19 protein-coding genes are annotated in these 19587 nt (G+C 71.1%); 13 read left to right on the plus strand and 6 right to left on the minus strand.

Annotated elements, in window-relative coordinates:
* Positions 1-2: 2 nt before the first annotated feature.
* The 11 genes from EG812_RS13830 to EG812_RS13880 all read left to right on the plus strand — a co-directional run bounded on the left by EG812_RS13830 (position 3) and on the right by EG812_RS13880 (position 10879).
* Positions 3-1121 (plus strand): beta-ketoacyl synthase N-terminal-like domain-containing protein, encoded by a 1119-nt coding sequence (locus tag EG812_RS13830; RefSeq protein ID WP_126711776.1) that lies wholly within the window; start codon positions 3-5, stop codon positions 1119-1121.
* A 5-nt stretch (positions 1122-1126) separates the two neighbouring features.
* Positions 1127-2023, plus strand: a complete 897-nt coding sequence (locus tag EG812_RS13835; protein WP_233579486.1) for a beta-ketoacyl synthase N-terminal-like domain-containing protein — start codon at positions 1127-1129, stop codon at positions 2021-2023.
* Positions 2020-2829: an alpha/beta fold hydrolase gene (locus EG812_RS13840; RefSeq protein WP_013731233.1), complete on the plus strand. Its 810-nt coding sequence runs from the start codon at positions 2020-2022 to the stop codon at positions 2827-2829. The genes EG812_RS13835 and EG812_RS13840 overlap by 4 nt, the downstream gene beginning before the upstream one ends.
* Positions 2826-3764, plus strand: a complete 939-nt coding sequence (locus EG812_RS13845; RefSeq protein ID WP_126711778.1) for a thioesterase family protein — start codon at positions 2826-2828, stop codon at positions 3762-3764. The genes EG812_RS13840 and EG812_RS13845 overlap by 4 nt, the downstream gene beginning before the upstream one ends.
* Complete coding sequence (locus EG812_RS13850; protein ID WP_126711779.1) at positions 3761-4492, plus strand: 2-hydroxychromene-2-carboxylate isomerase; 732 nt, start codon at positions 3761-3763, stop codon at positions 4490-4492. The genes EG812_RS13845 and EG812_RS13850 overlap by 4 nt, the downstream gene beginning before the upstream one ends.
* Positions 4489-5226: a class II aldolase/adducin family protein gene (locus tag EG812_RS13855; RefSeq protein ID WP_043719525.1), complete on the plus strand. Its 738-nt coding sequence runs from the start codon at positions 4489-4491 to the stop codon at positions 5224-5226. Before EG812_RS13850 ends, EG812_RS13855 begins: the two co-directional genes overlap by 4 nt.
* A gap of 2 nt (positions 5227-5228) precedes the next feature.
* Positions 5229-6791 carry an AMP-binding protein gene (locus EG812_RS13860; protein WP_199743871.1) on the plus strand — a complete coding sequence of 521 codons (1563 nt, stop codon included), beginning with the start codon at positions 5229-5231 and terminating at the stop codon, positions 6789-6791.
* Positions 6788-8053, plus strand: coding sequence for a cytochrome P450 (locus EG812_RS13865; RefSeq protein WP_013731238.1), 1266 nt, complete (start codon positions 6788-6790; stop codon positions 8051-8053). The genes EG812_RS13860 and EG812_RS13865 overlap by 4 nt, the downstream gene beginning before the upstream one ends.
* Before the next feature lie 34 nt (positions 8054-8087).
* A complete protein-coding gene (locus tag EG812_RS13870) occupies positions 8088-8768 on the plus strand; it encodes a peroxiredoxin-like family protein (RefSeq protein ID WP_126711780.1) in 681 nt (226 codons plus the stop codon).
* Positions 8769-8835: 67 nt separating this feature from the next.
* Complete coding sequence (locus EG812_RS13875; protein ID WP_013731240.1) at positions 8836-10164, plus strand: LLM class flavin-dependent oxidoreductase; 1329 nt, start codon at positions 8836-8838, stop codon at positions 10162-10164.
* A gap of 121 nt (positions 10165-10285) precedes the next feature.
* Complete coding sequence (locus EG812_RS13880) at positions 10286-10879, plus strand: monooxygenase family protein (protein WP_126711781.1); 594 nt, start codon at positions 10286-10288, stop codon at positions 10877-10879.
* 45 nt (positions 10880-10924) lie between these two features.
* On the opposite strand, the gene EG812_RS13885 is transcribed toward EG812_RS13880, so the two are convergent.
* Positions 10925-11965, minus strand: coding sequence for an LLM class F420-dependent oxidoreductase (locus tag EG812_RS13885; protein ID WP_013731242.1), 1041 nt, complete (start codon positions 11963-11965; stop codon positions 10925-10927).
* A 246-nt stretch (positions 11966-12211) separates the two neighbouring features.
* Between EG812_RS13885 and EG812_RS13890 the strand changes: the two genes are divergently transcribed.
* Positions 12212-12889 carry a Crp/Fnr family transcriptional regulator gene (locus EG812_RS13890; RefSeq protein WP_126711782.1) on the plus strand — a complete coding sequence of 226 codons (678 nt, stop codon included), beginning with the start codon at positions 12212-12214 and terminating at the stop codon, positions 12887-12889.
* Between the two features lie 252 nt (positions 12890-13141).
* On the plus strand, positions 13142-14428 hold the full coding sequence (locus EG812_RS13895; protein ID WP_013731244.1) for a hypothetical protein: 1287 nt from the start codon (positions 13142-13144) through the stop codon (positions 14426-14428).
* Positions 14429-14519: 91 nt separating this feature from the next.
* Here EG812_RS13895 and EG812_RS13900 read toward each other — a convergent pair whose 3' ends face one another.
* From EG812_RS13900 to EG812_RS13920, 5 genes are read right to left on the minus strand one after another with little or no spacing between them, the layout of a single operon-like run.
* Entirely contained in the window at positions 14520-15314 is a 795-nt protein-coding gene (locus EG812_RS13900; RefSeq protein ID WP_126711783.1) for an ATP-binding cassette domain-containing protein, read from the minus strand.
* Positions 15311-16558 carry an alanine racemase gene (locus EG812_RS13905; protein ID WP_126711784.1) on the minus strand — a complete coding sequence of 416 codons (1248 nt, stop codon included), beginning with the start codon at positions 16556-16558 and terminating at the stop codon, positions 15311-15313. Before EG812_RS13905 ends, EG812_RS13900 begins: the two co-directional genes overlap by 4 nt.
* A gap of 19 nt (positions 16559-16577) precedes the next feature.
* Positions 16578-17558, minus strand: a complete 981-nt coding sequence (locus tag EG812_RS13910) for an ABC transporter permease (protein ID WP_013731247.1) — start codon at positions 17556-17558, stop codon at positions 16578-16580.
* Positions 17559-18587, minus strand: a complete 1029-nt coding sequence (locus EG812_RS13915) for an ROK family protein (RefSeq protein ID WP_013731248.1) — start codon at positions 18585-18587, stop codon at positions 17559-17561.
* The gene (locus tag EG812_RS13920; RefSeq protein WP_126711785.1) at positions 18587-19579 is read right to left on the minus strand and encodes a phosphotriesterase family protein; all 993 of its coding nucleotides are present in this window, start codon (positions 19577-19579) and stop codon (positions 18587-18589) included. The genes EG812_RS13915 and EG812_RS13920 overlap by 1 nt, the downstream gene beginning before the upstream one ends.
* Positions 19580-19587: the final 8 nt, after the last annotated feature.

The following is a 19587-nucleotide window of genomic DNA, read 5'->3' on the forward strand; positions in this document are numbered from 1 at the left end:
CGATGGCCACGCTGATCGCGGCGAGCAGCCTGCGTACGTGTCTCGGCGACGGCGCGGGCACCTTCGCCGCGTTGCTGGACGGACGCAGCGGGGTGGGCCCGCTGCGGCACCCATTGACCGGGCAGCTCAACGTGACGGCCGGCTACCAGATCGACGAACCCGCCCCGGACGTCGCGCTGCGGGCCGGCACCTGGCTACGCGAGTGTGTCGACGAGGCGCTGACCCGGGCCGCCGTCGACCCGGCGCGGAGCCGGGTGGTGGCGCTCGTCGGCACCGGGTTGCGGGAACTCGCCGCGGTGGAGGAGTTGGCGTTCAGCGGTACCGCCACCAACCCGTCCCGCCTGCACTTCGGTCCGGCCGTCCGGGACGCTGCACCGGGCCTGGCCGAGGTGGTGACCATCGCCAACGCGTGCAGCGCGGGCGGGCACGCCCTCGCGCTCGCCCAGGATCTGATCGAGACCGGTGAAGCCGACGCGGTCGTCGTCGGCGCGGCCGACACGATGACCGCCTCGATGCTCGCGATGATCGGCAAGGTCACCCCGGAACCGACCACCCAGGTCCGCCCCTTCGACCGCGACCGCATCGGGGTGCTGCTCGGCGAGGGCGCCGCCGCGCTCGTCCTGGTCGGCGAGGACTGGACCGGACCGGCAGTGGGCCGACTGCTCGCCACCGGACTGTCCTGCGACGCCGTGCACGAGACCGCCCCCGATGTGGACGGCATCGGCCGGGCGATGCACGACGCCTGGTCGCGGGCCGGACGCGACCCGGACGAGGTGAACCTGGTGGTGGCCCACGGCACCGGCACGGCCCTGAACGACCCCACAGAATGCGTCGCGTTGCAGCGCTGCCTGCCTCGACCCGCAGCGCCGCTGGTCACCGCCGTCAAGGGGGCCATCGGCCACCTGTCGGGTGTCGCCGCGCTGGCCAACCTCGACGTGGCGCTGCGCTGCCTGGCCAGCGGCACGGTCCCGCCGGTGGTCGGGCTGGCGAACCCCCTGCCGGAGGGGGACGGGCTCGCCTTCGTCCGGGACGCCCGCGCACACCGGGACGTCACCCTGGCCCAGGTCAACGCCTTCGGTTTCGGCGGCGTGAACGCGGTGACACTGGTGGAAGCGCCGTGACCAGCATGCCGGCCCCACCGGTCACCGCCGTGGCCGTCACCTCGTACAGCGTCCACCTGCCCGCCGACGACCGCTTCGACACGGCCGTCGCCGACCTGCCGCCGGTGGAGCCCGGCTGCCCTGCCGACCGCGCGCACACCCTGCTCGGCCGCAAAGGGCTGCTGTACAAGGAACCCGCCACCCGACTCGCCCTGTGTGCCGTGCACCGCGCCCTGGGCCTGCCCGACGGCGTACGCCCCGCCAACGCGCTCGATCCCCGTACCGCGGTGGTGGCCGCGAGCAACCTCGGCAACGTCGCCACGGTGGTGGACGTGACCCGCGCCGTCGCCAAGGAGGGCAGCCGGGGGGTCAGCCCGATGGCGGCACCGAACGCCTCCAGCAACGTCATCGCCAGCAGCATCGCGTTGTGGTTCCGCTTCGGCGGCCCGAACCTGATGGTCTGCTCCGGCGAGACCGCCGGGCTGGACGCGCTGGCTCTGGGTGCCCTCCTGCTGCGGGCCGGCCGGGCCGACCGGGTGCTGGTCGTCGGCGCGGAACCCGACGACGAGACCGCCGTCGCGGTACGCCGTGGCCCCGCCGCCGACCCCACCGCGCCGCCGCTGCGTGCCGGTGCCGCCTGCGTGGTGCTGGAACCCGTCACCCGGGCCGCCGCCCCGCTGGCCACCGTGACGGTCGGGCCGACGCTGAGCCGACGCGTACCCCCGCCGACCCGGATCGTGGTCGGTCCCGGCCACCTGGACCCCGCTGCGGCCTGGGGTGACTGCTACGGCGCCCAGGGAGTGCTGCAGACCGCGCTCGCCGCGCAGCTCGTCGCCGAGGGCGCGGACGGCGTCGCGGTGCTCTGCGGCGGTGACGACGACGGGTGGCGTACCGCCCTGCTGACCCCCGGGAGGCGGCCGTGACCACACCGGCCGTGACCACACCGGCCGTACGTCAGCTGCGCCCACCCACGCCGGGCGGCCCGCTCGTGGCCTTCGTGCACGGGCTGGAGGACTCCTGGGAGAGTTGGCTGCCGCTGTGCAACGTGCTGCCCGAGTGGACCCCGGTCGCCCTCGACCTGCCGTGGCGGCCCGGTAACGACTACCTGTGGCGTCGTCGCCCCTCGCCCGCCTGGCTCGCCGACGGTCTCGACCTGCTGGGTCGGCGTCCCGACCTCGTCGTGGCCCACTCCTTCGGCGCGAACGCCCTGCTCGAACTGCTCTGCGCCGGTGACCGGCGGGTGCCGGAGACCGTCATCCTGATCTGTCCGCTGTACCGGCCCCCGGACGTCGCCGTGACCTGGCGGGTCTTCGAACGGGCACGGCGCTCCTTCGAGCAGCACATCCACGACTCGCTGCGCAGCCGCCTCGGTCCGCGGTTGCGGAACATGGACGCCGAGGTGGTGGAGCGGATGATCGCCAAGGCGGTCGACCGGGTCGGCCCCTCCGGATTCCTGGCCGTGTTCGACCAGTTCTGCGCCAGCGCGTCCCTGCGGCTGGACCAGGTGACGGCCCGGGTGCTGGTGCTCGCCGGCGGCTCCGATCCGACCCTGTCCCCGGCCGCCGCGCGGATCCTCGCCGACGGCATGCCGCACGCGGTGCTGTCGGTCGGCGACAGCTACGACCACTTCTGCTACGCCCGCCAGCCGGAGGATGTCGCGTCCCGCCTGCGGGCCTTCGTCGACGTGGCATCCGTCGTCAGCGGTCATCCCGAAGGAGTAGCCACGTGACCACCCTCGTCCCGCCCACGCCCGTCCCGAGCGTCCTGGTCGGCCGACCGCGCTACGAAGGCGCCAACATCCGCACCTGGATCGGCTTCAAACACTTCATGTACCTGGTGGAGGAGGCGGTCCTGCAGTGGCTGCGCGACCAGGGCCACGGTGCCCGTGAGCTGTTCCACAAGTACGGCCTCGGCACCGAGATCGTCGACTGCTCGGTGCAGCTGCCCGCCGTGCTGGAGGTCGACGACGAGGTACGCGCAGAGGTGGTCGCCGGCACCGGGAAGCGGCTGCGGGTGCAGATGTCGGTCCACCGTGACGGCCAGGACGTCGTGGTGCTGCGCGGACACGTCACGGTCGCGCTGATCCCCGAGACCGACGCGCCGACGCACCGGACCGCCCCGGACACCCTCGCCGCCTGGGAGGCCGCCGAACTCGGGGAGGCGACCGGACTGCGCTCGGAGCGCACGCTGCCGGCCGGTGCCGACCTCGCGTCCACGTTGGCACCGGCCGGCTCGGGAGCCTTCCTGTGGTCCTGGCGGGCACCGTACTTCTACTGCCACTTCTCCGACCGGGTGCAGCATTCCGGCTACGTGCGCGCCCTGGAGGAGGTCGTCGACCGGTTCCTCGCCGACCGGGGCATCTCGGTGGGGCGCATGCTGCGCGAACGCGCGTGGATCCCGGTGGTCTCCCGGGCCCGGGTACGCCTGGCCGAACCGGCCCACATGGAGGAGACGGTGCACACCGTCTTCCAGGTCGACGACGTGCTGCGGGAGATGATGTTCAGCGGCCGGATGGACTGCTGGGTCCAGCGGGACGACCGGCTGATCCAGGTGGCGTCGGCGACCATCCTGCACGGCTACGCGATCAGCCGGGGACCGGACGCCGGTCAGCTCGCCCGGCTCGACCCGGAGGTCTGCGCGATCCTCACCGGGAGCCGGTCGTGACCCGCGCGCCCGCCCGCCCCCGGCTGTTCTTCTCCTTCCGCAGCCCGTACAGCTGGTTGACGATCCGGCGGTTGCGCGCCGCGGTGCCGACGGCGTTCGCGGAGCTGGACTGGTTCCCCTACTGGGATCCGGACCCGCGGACCGGCGAGGCGCTCGCCGCGCGCGGCGCGGAGTTCCACTACGTGCAGATGAGTCGGGCCAAGCACCTCTACCTGCTGATGGACACCAAACGACTGGTGCAGCACGAGGGTGTGCCGATGGCGTGGCCGATCGACGTCGACCCGCACTGGGAGGTGCCGCACCTGGGCTGGCTGGCGGCCCGCCGCGCCGGTCGTGCGGAGCTGTTCTACGACGAGGTGGTCGCCGCCCGCTGGGAACGGGGCGAGAACATCTGCGACCCCGAGGTGGTGGCCGGCTGCGCCGAGCGGGCCGGCCTGGACCCGGCCGTGATCCTCGGCGCGGTCGACGATCCGCAGCTACGGGCCGAGGGGGTGGACTGTCTCGAACGTGCCTACCTCGACGACGTCTTCGGAATTCCGTACCTGAAATGGGGCCGGCACCGGTTCTGGGGGCTGGACCGGCTGGACGGCTTCCTGGAGCTGTGGCGGCCGGACGCCGCCGCCACCGTCGCGGTGCCGGCGCCGGCCACCGTGGGGCTCCCCGACCGGGCGGAGGCAATCGTGGCCGCCGGCGGATACGACACCGACACGACGGGTGGATGCGGATGATGTTCCCTCCTGACACAGCGGCTCTGCGGCGACAGCGGATGGAGCAGTTGGCCGCCACGCTGCGGCTGTTCGCGGAACTCGGCTACGACGAGGGGGCGGGCGGACACATCACCGCCCGCGACCCCGAGCGGCCCGACTGCTTCTGGATCAACCCGTTCGGCATGTACTTCGGTCACGTCCGGGTCAGCGACCTGCTGCTTGTCGACGCCGACGGCAAGGTGCTGGGCGGCAAGGGCCGGATCAACCCGGCCGGCTTCGTCATCCACTCGGCGGTGCACGCCGCCCGCCCCGACGTCATCTGCGCGGTGCACACCCACTCGGTGTACGGGCGGGCGTTCTCCACCCTGGGTCGGCTGCTCGACCCGATCACCCAGGACGCCTGCGCCTTCTACGGCGACCACGCCCTCTTCGACGACTACACAGGCGTGGTGCTCGACTCCGAGGAGGGCAAGCGGATCGCCACCGCGCTGGGCGCCGGCAAGGCCGCCATCCTGCAGAACCACGGCCTGTTGACCGTCGGCGGGTCGGTGGCGGAGGCGGCCTGGTGGTTCGTCGCCATGGAACGGTCCTGCCAGGTGCAGCTCGCCGCCGAGGCGGCCGGCAAGCCGATCCTCATCGACCACGAGGACGCCGAGCGCACTCGTGAGGTGATCGGCTCACCCGGCATCGGCCGGTACAACTTCAAGCCGCTCTACGAGGGTGTCCTGCGCCGCCACCCGGATCTGCTGGACTGACGATGCCGTCTCCTCACGACCCGCCCGCGCTGCTCGCCGCCCGGATCACCGCCACCCCGGACGCACCGGCGCTGGCCGACGAGGGCGGGGTGCTCACCTGGGCGCACCTGGGGGAGCGAGTGAACCGGTGGCGGGCGCTGCTCGCCAGCACCGGCGTCAGCTCCGGTGACGCGGTGGCGCTGATGCTCGGCAACCGCCGGGAGGCGCTGGAAGCGCTGTTGGCCTGCCTGCACGCCGGGATCACCGTGGTGCCGGTGAACTGGCACCTCACCGCGCCGGAGGTCGCCTACCTGTTGACCGACGCCGACACCCGACTGCTCGTCGTCGACCCGCCGCGCGCCGAGGTGGGTGCCAAGGCGGCGGCCGACGCGGGCACGGTCACCGCGCTTGTCACCGGCGACGAGGTCGCGTACGGCCTGGCGGCGGTCGAGCCGCTGCTCGCCGCGACCGACCCGTCCGCCGCCCCCGCCGAGCAGGAGTGCGGGCAGCTGATGATCTACACGTCGGGCACGACCGGTCGACCCAAGGGCGTGCTCAACGGTCTGTTCGTCACCGGGGCACCGTGGGCCCGGGCCACCCGCCTGCTGGAGTACGCCACCGGGACGCTCGGCGTACCCACCGACGGGCGGGTGCTGCTGGTCGGGCCGTGGTACCACTCCGCGCAACTGTTCTTCGCGCTGCTGCCCCTGCTCAACGGCGCGACCCTGGTCGTCCGGGAGCGTTTCGACCCCGCCGGGATGCTGTCCACGATGGACGCCGAACGGATCACCGAGTGCCATCTCGTGCCGACCCAGTTCGTCCGCCTGCTCCGCCTCGACCCGGCCGTCCGAGCCGGGTTCTCCGGGGCCAGCCTGCGCCGGATCTGGCACGGCGGTGGTCCGTGCCCGCCGGACGTCAAACGCCGCATGATCGAGTGGTGGGGCCCGGTGCTTGTCGAGTACTACGCGGCCACCGAGGGGGGAGTGGTCACCCTCATCGACTCGGCCGACTGGCTCACCCACCCGGGCAGCGTGGGCCGGGCGGTGCCGCCGAACCGGATCCTCGTCGTCGACGACGACGGCCGTGAGCTCGGCCCGTACCAGCCGGGCCGGATCTTCATCCGCCGACCCGGCCGGGGTTTCCGCTACCACAACGCCGCGGAGAAGACCCGCGCCGCGCATCTCGCGCCCGGCGTCTTCACCTACGGCGAGATGGGTCACCTCGACGACGACGGCTACCTGTACCTCACCGGCCGCGCCCAGAACATGATCGTTTCGGGGGGCGTGAACGTCTACCCGGCCGAGATCGAGCAGGTGCTGCTGCAACACCCGGACGTACGCGACGCCGTCGTGCTCGGCGTGCCCGACGAGGAGTACGGCGAGCGGGTGGCCGCGGTCGTGGAGTGGGAACCGGGCGGCCGGCAGCTGCCCTGGTCGGCGCTTGACGCCCACTGTCGACAACACCTGGCCGGTTTCAAGGTGCCGCGCTGCTGGCGGTCGGTCGACGCCATCCCCCGCGAGCCGACCGGCAAGCTCCGCCTCGACCAGTTGCGCACGCTCTGCGGAGACGACCGATGGGAGCGATGAGCCAGATGCCCGTGACGCGTACGACCCCCACCGCGGACATCGCCCACCCGGCGACCTACGCCCTCGGCGTGCCGCACGCCGAGTTCGAGCGGCGTCGCCGCGAGGAGCCGGTCGGATGGGTGCCGGAGCCGGCGCTGTGGCGGCACAGCTCGGCCGGCCGGATGCAGCAGCAGGGCCCCGGATTCTGGGCGGTGACGACCCACGACGCGGTCATGGAGGTGTCCCGGCAACCCCAGGTGTTCTCCTCCGCGCTGCGCGGGGCGTTCCTGCACGACCCGCGTACCCCTGCCGACCTGGACTTCATGCGCCAGCTGCTGGTGAACATGGACGCCCCGCAGCACGTACGGATCCGGCGCATCGTCAGCTCGGTGTTCACCCCGCGCGCCGTACGCGCGCTCGCCGACACCGTCACCCGGCACGCCCAGGACCTCGTCGAGGCGGTACGTCAGCGGGACAACTTCGACGCGGTCACCGACCTGGCGGCGGAACTGCCCCTGCTGGTGCTCGCCGATCTGCTGGGCCTGCCGCACGGCGACCGGCACCTGCTGTACCGCTGGAGCAACAACCTGGTCGGCTTCGACGACCCGGAGTACGGCGGCGGTGACGTCGAGGTCTACCGGCAGACGTTCGCGGAGGCGTTCCAGTACGCCCTGGCCGTGGCCGTACGGCGCCGGGCCGCTCCGCGCGACGACCTGATCAGCCTGCTCGCCACCGCGGAGGTCGACGGGCGGCGGCTGACCGACCGGGAGTTCTGCCAGTTCTGGCTGCTGCTGGTGGTCGCCGGCAACGAGACCACCCGCCATCTGATCTCCAACTCCCTGCACCTGCTGCTGCACGACGAGCAGCTGCGCGGCCGCTGGCTGGGCAGCCCGCTGCCCACCGCCACCGCCGTCGACGAGTTCCTCCGGGTGGTCACCCCGATCATGCAGTTCCGCCGGACCGCCACCCAGGACACGACCCTCGCCGGCACGAGGATCGCCGAGGGCGACAAGGTCGTCATGTTCTACGTCTCCGCCAACCGGGACGCCGCGGTCTTCGCCGACCCCCACCGGGTGGACCTGGAGCGGGCCCCCAACCCGCATCTCAGCTTCGGGGTGGGCCCGCACTTCTGCCTGGGCGCCCACCTCGCGCGGATGGAGATGGCCGCGTTGCTCGACGCCATCGCCCCGCACCTTCCCCGACTTGCCGCCACGGGCCCGGTCGTCCGACTGGAGTCCAACTTTGTCAATGGCATCAAGTCGATGCCTGTGGGCTGGACCTGAGACCCAGGGCCAGGCCGCCGGAAAGGAGAAAGCGATGTCCCTCAACGAACGGCTGCGCGAGTACAAGGCCCGCCAGGAGGCGGGTGAGGTACCACCCATCACGTCGGCCCACCTTGAGGTGATCTACCGGGAGGCGGAGGCTCTGGCCGCCTCGGGTGCCGAGGACCGGGTGCTGAAGGTGGGAGATCCGTTCCCGTCCTTCGAGCTGCCCGACGAGAACGGCGACGTCGTCTCCTCCGCCGACCTGCTGTCCCGGGGGCCGCTCGCGGTCGTCTTCTACCGGGGCATCTGGTGCGACTACTGCAACTTCGAGCTGGAGGCGTTGGAGGAGGTCTACCCGCAGATCCGGGAGCTCGGCGCGGAACTGGTGGCGGTCTCGCCGGTCACCATGCCCAACCTGCGGGCCGCCATCCGGCGCAACAAGATCTCGTACCGGATCCTCAGCGACCGGGGTAACACCTACGCCGCGCGATTCAACCTGACCTACACGATGAACCAGGACCTGCTCGACGTGTGGGGCAGCTTCGGCATGGACTTCTCGCAGATCAACGGCGACGACAGCAACCGCATGACCATGCCCGGGGTGTTCCTCGCCGACACCGACGGCGTGCTGCGCTTCGCCTCGGCGTACGCCCGGCACTGGGAGCGGACGGAGCCGGCCGACCTGATCGCGGCCATCGAACGGCTGAGCCCGCAGAACGCCGCCCGGTCCTGACCAACGGCACCGGTCGCGTCGCCACCCGTCGCCGGGTGGCGACGCGACCGGGTGTGGAGGGGGAAACATGCATCTGAACGTGTTCACCGAATGCTCGCCGTCGCCGCAGTTCGTCGGCATGTGGCGAGCTCCCGGCGACGCCACCGGCACCGGCTACCGGTCGTTGGACTACTGGGCCGCGATCGCCCGACGGCTTGAGGCGGCCTGCGTCGACGCGCTGTTCTTCGCCGACATCCACGGCACCTACGACGTGTACCAGGGGTCGTGGGCGACCGCGGTCCGGCACGCGGTGCAGATCCCCTCGATCGACCCGGTGCCGGTCGTCGCCGCGGCGGCGATGGCCACCACCGACCTCGGCTTCGCGGTCACCTACTCCACCACCTACCACCAGCCGTACGAGTGCGCCCGGCTGTTCTCCACGCTCGACCACCTCACCCGGGGGCGGATCGGCTGGAACATCGTCACCTCGTACCTGCGCTCGGCCACCGACAACGGGCTCGGTGAATATCTGGACCACGACCTGCGTTACGACCGGGCCGACGAGTACATGGAGGTGGTCCGCGCACTCTGGGAGCGCAGTTGGGACGACGGCGCGGTGGTCCGCGACGTCGACGGGGACGTCTTCACCGACCCGTCCCGGGTACGCGCCATCGACCACCAGGGTGAGTGGTTCACCGTACGCGGCCCGCATCAGTGCGAGCCGTCGCCGCAGCGCACGCCGGTGTTGTACCAGGCGGGCGCGTCGGGGCGGGGCATGGCCTTCGCCGCCCGGCACGCCGAGGTGATCTTCCTGACCATGGCCGACCCGCAGAGCGGCGCGGAGACGGTCGGGCGGCTGCGCCGGCGGGTGGCCGACGCGGGGCGTGACCCGCGCAGTGTGCGCGCCCTGCAGGGCACCATGGTGATGGTCGGCGCCGACCGCGCCGATGCGAAACGCAAGGCCGCGCAGTACCACGAGCTGTGGAGCCCGGAGGGGCAGCTGGCGAAGTGGTGCGGCTGGATGGACATCGATCTGGCCGCGTACCCGGACGACACTCCGGTCGACGAGGTGAAGAACCAGGGCAGCCAGTCGTTCCTGGGCTTCCTGCGCGGGCTGAGCCCGGAGCGGTCGTGGACCATCGGCGACGTGCGGTACCTGGTCTCCCGCCCGCGTCGGGCCCGTCGGGACGCGCCGATGACGCTGTTCGGCACGGCCGAGGAGATCGCCGACCGGATGGAGCAGTGGCTGGAGGTCGCCGACGTGGACGGCTTCAACCTGATCCCGTGCAGCCCTTCGGACGGCCTCGGCGACATCTGCGATCTGCTCATCCCCGAACTGCAACGCCGTGGCATGTTCCGCACCGCCTACCGCAAGGGCGAAACCCTGCGGCAGCGGTACTTCGGACCGGACGCCTGACCGTCCGCACGCGGACGGCGTAGTGACACTTTACGCGTATGTTGAAGTGTCTTGTTGGGTGGCGAGTGCCGTTGCTAGTGTTCCGAAGTATTCGACCCGTCGCTGAAAAGGATGTCCGGGCATGGGTAGGAAACCAGTCGTAGGCCCACGGATGACGGCCGAGATCGAAGGCGATTTCGCCGTCTTCATGACGGGCATGCGGATCAACAACTTTTTCAAGGTCAACCGCTGGCTGCCGACCTTCTGGTCGATGGGTGGCGTGTTGAAGGCCATGTTCGCCGATCAGGAGGCGACCGGCGCTCTGCACGCGCACGCCTACTGGGGCAACCGGGGCGCGGTCATGATCGCCTATTTCCGCAGCATCGAGCACCTCGAACGGTTCGCCAACAACCGCGAGCTGGCGCACTCCAAGGCACTTCAGGACTACTTCCGGCGGATGAAGGACAACAACGTCGTCGGCATCTGGCACGAGTCCTACGTGGTCCGCAACGGCGAGTACGAGGCCGTCTACAACCACATGCCGGAGGCGACGGGCCTCGCCGCGGCCGGTGAGTGTGTGCCGGTCAACCGCCGGGGCAACAGCGCGTCCGCCCGTCGGGCCACCGGAGCGCGGACCGCCGCCGAGGCAGCTGCCGGCTCGGGCCGCGACGTGGAGCCGGTGGCACCGGTGGTGGACGAGATATTCCCCGCGGTCGCCGCCGACCGCGTCGCCTGACGCTCCCGGTCCGGCCGGGACACCGGCCGGACCCACCGCGGCCGCTCAGTCGAGCAGGTCGCGCAGCCGCTCGACGAGGCGCAGCCGGTCCCGGTGCGCGCGGGCCAGCGGGGTCACGTTGAGGGTGGTCACTCCCGCCTCCCGGTACGCGGCCAGCCGCTCGGCCACCCAGGACGCGGGCCCGATCAGGCAGGTGCCCGCCACCAGTTCCTCGGGCACCGCCTCGGCCGCCGCGTCCCGACGCCCGGCCAGGTACAACTCCTGTACGGTGCGGGCGGCCTCGCCGAACCCGTACCGCTGGGCGAGGGTGTTGTAGAAGTTGGCACCCACCGCGCCCATGCCACCGAGGTAGAGCGCCAACTCCTGCCGGGCCAGCCGGCGCAGCCCGGTCACGTCGTCGCCGATCGCCAGCAGGGCGTTGACGCTCACGTCAAGCGGCCCGAGCGAGGGGTCCCGCCGCTGGGCGCCACGGGCCAGGCTCTCGCCCCACACCGCGGCGGACCGTTCGGGATGGAAGAAGGCCGGCTGCCAGCCCTCCGCCAACTCCGCGGCCAGTTCGACGTTGCGGGGCCCGATGGCGGCGAGGGTGATCGGGATCCGTTCCCGGACCGGTTTGTTGATCAGCTTGAGTGGGCGACCCAGGCCGGTGCCCTGCCCCTCGGGCAGCGGAATGCGGTAGTGGGTGCCCTGGTGGACCAGCTTCTCCCGGCGCCAGACCCGCCGGCAGACCTCGATCACCTCGCGGGTGCGGGCCAGGGGCGCGTCGAACGGTACGCCGTGGAACCCCTCGATGACCTGTGGGCCGGAGGTGCCGAGGCCGAGCGTGAACCGCCCCGACGAGACGTGGTCGAGCCCGGCGGCAGTGGTGGCGATCAGAGTCGGGGTACGCGTGTACAGCTGCATCACCCCGGAGGCGATGCCCAACCGCCGGGTCCGCCCGGCGATGAAGCCCAACTGGCTGACGGCGTCGAACGTGTACAGCTCGGCCACCAGCACCAGGTCCAGTCCGGCCTGTTCGAAGTCGACCAGCTCGTCGGCGATGTCGACGATGCCGGCGCGATAGTTGAGGGGCATGCCCAGCCGCATCGGCGACGCTCCAGTGATCGTATGTGATCGTATGTGCAAGTCTTCTTACGTCATCCCGCCGGTCCACCACAAGACGCAAGCGACCTTACCGGGCCGGGAGCAGCCCAGGTGTCAGGCGGCCGAGGGGGTACGACACCTGGCCGACTGCATCCTCGTCTTTACGGGTATTTATGAGCCTTCCCTAGTGTCTCTGGCGAGGATGTGGTTTCCTCAACGAGTGCTCTGCCGCGCGGAAGGTAGGCCGACGTGACGCAAGCCAAATCCCTGTCGAGGCTCGACATCCCTGATTTCCGGGCGCTGGCGGGACGGGTGCCCGGGACCTCGCTGATCGAGGTCTCCCGCAACAGCCACGTCTATCGGTGCGGAACACGTGACGACCACGTCTACGTGGTGGAGCGTGGCCAGGTCAAAACGCAGATGGTGGCCGCGAGCGGCAAACGCTGCCTGCTCTCGGTGCACGTGATGGGTGACATGTTCGGCGAGATCGCCCTGCTCGGACAGGGACGGCTGGAGTCGGCGATCGCGCTGACCCGGACGGTGCTGCTGCGGATCCCGGCAGGACGGGCCGCCGCCGTGCTGGCCGCCGAAGGCTCAGGCGACCTGCTCGCCCGTCACCTCGGCAACCGGCTGCGCCACCAGCAGCAGGTGGTGGCGGAGATGGTGACGTTGCCGAGCGAGCTGCGTCTGGCGTACCGCCTGCTGGACCTGGCCGAGCGCTTCGGTCTGCGCGGTCCGGCCGGCACCCGGGTGGACATCGCCTTCACCCAGGAGGATCTGTCCGAGATGGTCGGCACCACGCGAACCCGGATCGGTCAGTTCCTCAAGCGGTTCCGTGAACTGGAATTGGTCGAGTTCACCCCTCGATCGCATCTGACCGTGCACGAGGAGCGCCTTTCCTCGTGGGTTTCCAGACATACGCATTGACTGCTCATTAGTGAGCAGACCGCCGAGCCGGCAACAGTAGAGGATGCCTCTCAAGGAACCCCACTTCTGAGGGAGGTCAGTATGAAGAAGCTTGTCGTTCGCAAGCTGGAGCCGATCAAGACCAGCGCCAACGCGGACTGCGTGCCCGCGATCGCCTGACAAAAGGGTTCATGATCGGCGGGGATCGGTGTGAGTGATCGCTCCGGTCCCCGCCGAGCGCCGTTCGCACGCGGAAGTGGAAGGAATCGCCCCATGGCCGTCAACACGGCTGAGTCCGTCGTCACCGTCCGCCCGTTCGTCTCGACCGTCGACGGCTCGGACGTCATCATCGGCGACACCGACCGCAAGGTCTATCTCGCCATTCCGGCCGAGGGGCTGGACATCCTGAACGCGCTCGCCGAGGGGCGGACCATCGCCGAGACCGCCCGCATCTACGAGCGCAAGCACGGCGAGCCGGTGGACGTCGAGGACTTCGTCGCCGTACTGGCCGACGAGGGTTTCGTCACCCGAGGCGGCGAGCCGGAGGCCGCCACCGAACCGGCCCACCAGCACGCGCACCGCACGGTCAAGCGGTGGAGCTTCGACTGGATCCCGCCGGCCACCGCGCGCCGGCTCACCGGTCCCGCCGTGATCCTGCCCGGCCTCGCGGTCATCCTCACCGCCGTCGCGCTGGTGATCACCGATCCAGGCCTGATTCCGGGCCCGCGGGTGCTGCTGTTCGAAGGCGGGAACTTCGCGATCCTCACCGTGGTCAGCGTGACGCTGGCGATGATCGGGCTGTCGCTGCACGAACTCGCGCACGCACTGGCGGCCCGCTCGGTGGGCGTGTCGGCGACTCTCGGCATCAGCAACCTCATGTACGTCCTGGTCGCGCAGACGGATATCAGCGGCATCTGGATGGCGTCCAAGCGCGCGCGGTACAAGGCATTCCTCGCCGGGTTCTTCGTCGACGCGTTCTTCGGTTCCCTGCTCGTCGCATTCCTTTTCGCCACCCGACGCAACCTCATCGACGTGCCGAACTGGGCGAGTCTGCTCGCCAGCGCGGCGCTGCTCACCTTCCTGGTGCGCATCGGCTTCCAGTTCTTCTTCTACCTGCGCACCGACGTCTACTACGTGATCGCGACCGCGCTGAACTGTCGCAACCTGATGTCGGACACCGAGCGGTTCCTGTCCAACGGGATCAAGCGGCTGACCTTCCGTCGGCACAAGGTGATCTCGCAGGCCGGCATCCCGCGCCGCGAGATGCGTAAGATCCGGGCGTACGCGGCGGTGTGGGTGTTCGGTCGGGTCTTCGGGCTGGTCGCCCTGATCTTCACCATCCTGCCCATGCTGTGGGTCTACCTGGAGCAGTTCGTGCTGCTGGCACTGGGTGAGCCGACCCGGTTCTCGTCGGCCGACTTCGCCACGGTCGCGGTGCTGGCCGCGCTGCTCAACGGCGGCGGACTGGCGATGTGGGGCCGCAACCTGTGGCGCGGCTGGCGCCGTCGGCGGGTGGAGGATGCTCGGACGCTCGCCCGGCAGGCCGCAGCTGCCGGCTGAACGTCCCGACGGACGCCGGGCCCCCACGCGTGGGGGCCCGGCGTTTCGGCGTTCGTGCCCTGGGACGAGCGCCCAGGACGAGCGTTCGGGCCTAGGACGAGGACGACTCGTCCGGTGCCGACGCGCCGGTGATCATTGAGACGATCTCGTTGCGGCTGGTGTCCTCGATGGACCGGACCCCGACCTGGCGGCCACGGCGCAGCACCGCGACCCGGTCGGCGATCCGGAACACCTGATCGAGGTTGTGGCTGACCACCAGGACGGCGGCACCACGCTCCCGCAGCTTGAGGATCAACTCCTCCACCTTGGCGGTCTCCGCCACGCCCAGCGCGGCGGTCGGCTCGTCCATCAGCACCAGCCCGCTGGCCCAGTGGGTGGCGCGGCAGATCGCCACCGCCTGCCGCTGCCCGCCGGACAGTTCTCGGATGATCGCCTTGGCGCTGGGAATACGGACGTCCAGGGCGTCCACCAGGGCCTGGGTCTCCCGGGCCATCCGGCGTCGGTCGAGCAGCCGCAGCGGGCCACGGGTCAGTTCCCGGCCGAGGAACATGTTCATGTAGACCGGCTGCGAGTCGGCAAGCGCCAGGTCCTGGTAGACGACCTCGACACCCTGCCGCCGGGCATCGGAGGCGTCCCGGAAGGAGACCGGGCGGCCGTGCATCCGCAGCTCACCCTCGGTCGGCTGGTACACCCCGGAGATGATCTTCACGAGGGTGGACTTGCCCGCGCCGTTGTCGCCGACCAGGGCAGTGATCTCCCCGGCGGCCAGTTCCAGGTCGAAGCGCTCGATCGCGACGACCCCGCCGAACTGCTTGCGGATCCCGCGCAGTTGCAGCGGCGGAGCGTTCGTGCCGGTCGTGCCGGCGTTCTGGGTTGCCGCGCTCATGATTGCCTCCCGGTGCTGCCAACGGCGTGGGTGCGGGTGTCGATGTCGTCCAACCGCATCGGCGTCGAACCGTCGGCGGCCCAGACGCCGGGGACGGCCGGGGCACCTGACCGGACGCCGGTCACGCCCGCGGTCAGGGCCCGGGTGACGAACGCCTGCGGCCGGAACCCGAACAGGACGGTGTCGCCGGGCGCGACCGCCGGTGCGTTACTGACATCGGCCATCGCGTAGTAGTCGATCGCCTCCGGCGCGGGCATCTCCACGTCGACCAGGTACGCGTCGTCGAGTCCGCCGCCTGCGGGCACGATCAGGGCGCGGGTGTCGCCCAGACCGAGCACCGGGTCGACGTAGAGCCCACCGCCGAAGACGTAGGCGCGACCGCCCCACAGGTGCGAGACCTCGCTGACGTAGAGCACGGCCGGTTCCTCGACCAGGTCGGTGACGGCGTGCCAGGGCGTGGTGCCGGTCAGCCCGTGACCGGGCTCGACCTGCGTCGCGCCGGCCTCGGCGAGCATGCCCAGCACCGCGACGGAGGTCGTACCGGGGGCGTTGATCTCGATCTGCCCACGTCCGGCCGCACGAAGCGCGGCGGCGGCCGTGCGCAGGGTGTCGAGGTTGGGTGTCGGCACGACGCGGCCGGCGGCCGAATCGAACAGTTGGGTCGGGAAGCTGGTGACACCCGCGAACCGGGCACCGGGCAGGGCGTCGAGCCGGTCGGCGACCGCGACGATCTCCTCGGCCGCAAAGCCGCCCTCGTGCCCGCGGTAGAAGCGGTCGCCCGGGGCCATGATCCGGGCGAGCAGCGCCTGCTCCCGACCGGCCGCGGCACTCGCGGCCGCCGCCTCGGCGGCCTTGGTGTCGTTGAAGACGGTCCAGTGGGCCGGGGCGAGCGCGGCGGCGGTGGCCGCCTCGTGCCGGGGGATCTGCACCAGGTGGCCGACGTGGCCGATGCCGAGCCCACCGTGCCAGTCGGCCAGCGCGCACTGCAGGTCGACGCCGACCGCCTCGGTGATCCCGGCGGCGCGGATCGTCCGGCAGAAGTCGGGATTGCGGCCGACCTGCTTGGTCATGGCGTAGACGGACAGGCCGTGGCGGTCGGCCTCGCGCCGGATGGCCGTGGCGTTGGCGGCGACGGTGTCCAGGTCCAACGCGTAGCAGTTGGCCGGCAGGTCGCCGTTGCGGTGCAGGTCCGCGGCGGCGGCCAGGAAGGCCGGGTTGCGGCGTCGAAGCAGATCGAGAAACATGCGTTTGCTTCCTTCCTGGTCAGCTGCGCCGCTCGCGCAGCGACAGGGAGACGGCGACGAGGATGATCGCGCCGCGCGCCATCATCTGCTGGGAGACGGAGAGCCCGGCCAGGATCAGGCCGTTGTTGAGCATGCCCATCAGCAGGCTGCCCAGCAGGGCGCCGACGATGGAGCCCTTGCCGCCGAACAGGCTGGTACCGCCGACGATCACCGCGGCGATCACGGACATCAGGTCGGCCTCGCCGAGGGTGTACCGGGCGCCCTGAAGGCGGCCCGCGTACAGCAGGCCGGCGATGGCGGCGCACATCGCGCTGCCCATCAGCACCATGATCTTGACGCGGATCACCTTGATGCCGCTGACCCGGGCCGCGGCCACGTTGTCGCCGATGGCGAGGGTGTGTGCCCCGTACCGGGTCTGGCGCAGCACGAGGTAACCGATGACTGTCGCGGCCACCGACCAGAGCACCAGGTTGGGGATGCCGAACACCTCGCCCTGGCCGAACAGGGACAGGAACGCCTCGTTGCTGACCGGCACCGACTGCAGGCCGGTGACCTCGCGGGCCAGGCCGGCCACCGCCCCCATGGTGGCGAGGGTGACCAGGAAGGAAGGCAGCCGCACGAGGGTGACGAAGAGCCCGTTCACCAGGCCGACCGCCGCGCCGGCGGCCAGCCCGGCAGCCGCGCCGAGCAGCATGTTGTCGGTCTCCCGCAACGTCACCGCGCCGACCAGCGCGGAGAGCGCGACGACCGAACCGATCGAAAGGTCGATCTCACCGGCTGCCAGGACGAAGACCAACCCGATCGCCATCACGGTGATCGGCGCGGTCTGGATGATGATGTTTGTGAGGTTGCTTGTGGTCAGGAAGCCGTTGCTGCCCTGGGTGATGGCGAAGAACAGGAACACGACGACGAAGCCGATGTAGACCACGTAGTCGCGCCAGTTGACCCTGCGCCAGGCCGGTCTGCTGCTGGCCTTGACCGCCGTCTCGGTCTGGGTCATCTATCGTCCCTCCGCTGACTCGAAAGAGGTGTTCCGGCGAAGCTCGGCCGTGACGGGCGACGCCGCTGGATCGGGGTGGGCCGGCAGGCCGGGATGGGCACCGGCCTGCTGCCGGGCGACGGCGATCGCGCCGAGCAGGCCGGCCCGGTCGCCGAGTTGGCTGGTCTTGATCAGCGGCACGTCCGCGCTCAGCGCGGCGACCCACCGCCGGACCGGCTCGACCAGCTCGACCCGGGCGCCGATGCCGCCGCCGAGTACGACCGCCTCCGGGTCGAGTACGGCGGTGACCGCGACGGCGGCCAGGGCGATGAGCCGGGCCTCCTCGTCGATGGCGGCCCGGGCGGCCTGATCGCCGGCCGCCGCGCGGTCGAAGATCACCGGCACGCCGACCTGCTCGCCGGTGGCCGTCCGGTACCGGGCGGCGAGCGCGGAACCGGCCACCGCTTCCTCCAGCGCGCCCCGGATCTGGTTCGCCGGGTCGAACGGATCGGTGCCCAGCGGCAGGTAGGAGATTTCCCCCGCCGCGCCACGGGCGCCGCGGACCAACTCGCCGTCGAGCACGATGCCCATGCCGATGCCGGTGCCGACCGCCACGAACACGAAGTGTCGATGGGTACGTCCGCTGCCGAGCCACCGTTCCCCGGCGGCTGCCATGTTGACGTCGTTGTCCAGCACCACCGGGTGTCCCAGTCGGCGGGTCAGTTCGGTGCGTACGTCGAAGGCGCCGAGTTCGGAGACGTTCGGGGACAGGCCGACGGTGCCGGTCTCCGGGTCCGGTGCGCCGGGCAGACCGACAGCCGTGGCCCGTACCTGCGACCAGTCGACGCCGCCTCGCCTGGCCAACCCGCGCAGCAGGGTGTCGATCTGGGCGGCGACCGCGGTCCCGCCACGGGGGTCGGTGGCCAGCACGTCCTCGGCCACGATGTGACCGGTGAGATCGGCGAGCGCGGCCAGGACCTTCGTGCCGCCGAGGTCGACCCCGGTGACGTACCCGGCCGGAGCGGACGATGTGTGCGGGTGCCGGGCCATCAGCCGACCGTCAGCAGTCGAGCCGGGTTGGCCACCAGCATCTGGTCGATCGCCTCCGGCGGCACACCGAGCCGGGCGAGACCCGGGACGATCTCCTGACCGAGGTACGAGTAACCGAGGCGGCCGTGGGTGCGCGGGTTGAGGTACGCCTCGGCCCCGGTCAGGTCCATCGAGAGCAGGATCCGGTCGGCGTACCCGTCCCGGACCAGTCCGGCGAGCATCTCCAGTCGGGCCCGGTCCGGCCGGTGGTACGCCCGCTTGGCGAACTCGCCCTCCGGCGGGTTCTCCGGCAGCGGCGCCAGGACGAAGTCCCAGAACTGCTTGCCGATCGTGTCGAAGGCGATGTTGACGCCGGTCGCCAGGACCGCCCGCAGGTAGTCGGGGTCGGGGTTGATGTCCAGGTGGCCGATGACGATCCGGGAGAGGTCGGCCTTCTCCTCGCGGAGGATCTCGACCTGCTCCAACGCCATGGTGCCGTGGGTGGTGTGGGTGTTCACCGCCAGCCCGGTGGCCACGTGGGCGCGGGCGGCGGCCCGCAGGCACTTCTCCTCGTGCGGGGTGATCTCGTTGAGCCCGGTGGCCTGCTCCCCGAAGATGCCGACCTTGATGCCGGTGTCTCCCACGCCGATGGTGGCGTCGGCGATGAACCGCTCCCGCATCTCGTCCACGCCGGCGGTCAACGCCCAGCACGGCGAGTACGGCTCCAGGTAGATCGCCGATCCGGCCACGATGTGCAGGCCGGTACGCTGCGCCACCTCGCGGAGCAGGGTCACGTCATGACCCACCACCTCGTACGGGGACAGGTCCACCACCGTGCCGAAGCCCAGCTCCGGCAGGCCGCGTACGGCGTCGACGGCGAGGTCCGCGCGGTCGTCACCGGCGCCGCCGGCCAGCCACGGCCCGGGCACCAGCGCGCCGAGGTGCTCGTGACTCAGCACCCGGCCGAGCGACTCGGGTGGCACCGGCCCGAGGACTGTCTGGACGTACCCCATCTGATCTT

It is taken from the genome of Verrucosispora sp. FIM060022, assembly GCF_003977705.1.
GTDB lineage: Bacteria > Actinomycetota > Actinomycetes > Mycobacteriales > Micromonosporaceae > Micromonospora > Micromonospora gifhornensis.

Coding starts and splice junctions, on each gene's coding strand:
- EG812_RS13830 (WP_126711776.1), top strand. CDS start 3: ATGGCCACGCTGATCGCGGCGAGCAGCCTGCGTACGTGTCTCGGCGAC.
- EG812_RS13835 (WP_233579486.1), top strand. CDS start 1,127: ATGCCGGCCCCACCGGTCACCGCCGTGGCCGTCACCTCGTACAGCGTC.
- EG812_RS13855 (WP_043719525.1), top strand. CDS start 4,489: ATGATGTTCCCTCCTGACACAGCGGCTCTGCGGCGACAGCGGATGGAG.
- EG812_RS13860 (WP_199743871.1), top strand. CDS start 5,229: ATGCCGTCTCCTCACGACCCGCCCGCGCTGCTCGCCGCCCGGATCACC.
- EG812_RS13865 (WP_013731238.1), top strand. CDS start 6,788: ATGAGCCAGATGCCCGTGACGCGTACGACCCCCACCGCGGACATCGCC.
- EG812_RS13870 (WP_126711780.1), top strand. CDS start 8,088: ATGTCCCTCAACGAACGGCTGCGCGAGTACAAGGCCCGCCAGGAGGCG.
- EG812_RS13875 (WP_013731240.1), top strand. CDS start 8,836: ATGCATCTGAACGTGTTCACCGAATGCTCGCCGTCGCCGCAGTTCGTC.
- EG812_RS13880 (WP_126711781.1), top strand. CDS start 10,286: ATGGGTAGGAAACCAGTCGTAGGCCCACGGATGACGGCCGAGATCGAA.
- EG812_RS13885 (WP_013731242.1), bottom strand. CDS start 11,965: ATGCGGCTGGGCATGCCCCTCAACTATCGCGCCGGCATCGTCGACATC.
- EG812_RS13895 (WP_013731244.1), top strand. CDS start 13,142: ATGGCCGTCAACACGGCTGAGTCCGTCGTCACCGTCCGCCCGTTCGTC.
- EG812_RS13900 (WP_126711783.1), bottom strand. CDS start 15,314: ATGAGCGCGGCAACCCAGAACGCCGGCACGACCGGCACGAACGCTCCG.
- EG812_RS13905 (WP_126711784.1), bottom strand. CDS start 16,558: ATGTTTCTCGATCTGCTTCGACGCCGCAACCCGGCCTTCCTGGCCGCC.
- EG812_RS13910 (WP_013731247.1), bottom strand. CDS start 17,558: ATGACCCAGACCGAGACGGCGGTCAAGGCCAGCAGCAGACCGGCCTGG.
- EG812_RS13915 (WP_013731248.1), bottom strand. CDS start 18,587: ATGGCCCGGCACCCGCACACATCGTCCGCTCCGGCCGGGTACGTCACC.
- EG812_RS13920 (WP_126711785.1), bottom strand. CDS start 19,579: ATGGGGTACGTCCAGACAGTCCTCGGGCCGGTGCCACCCGAGTCGCTC.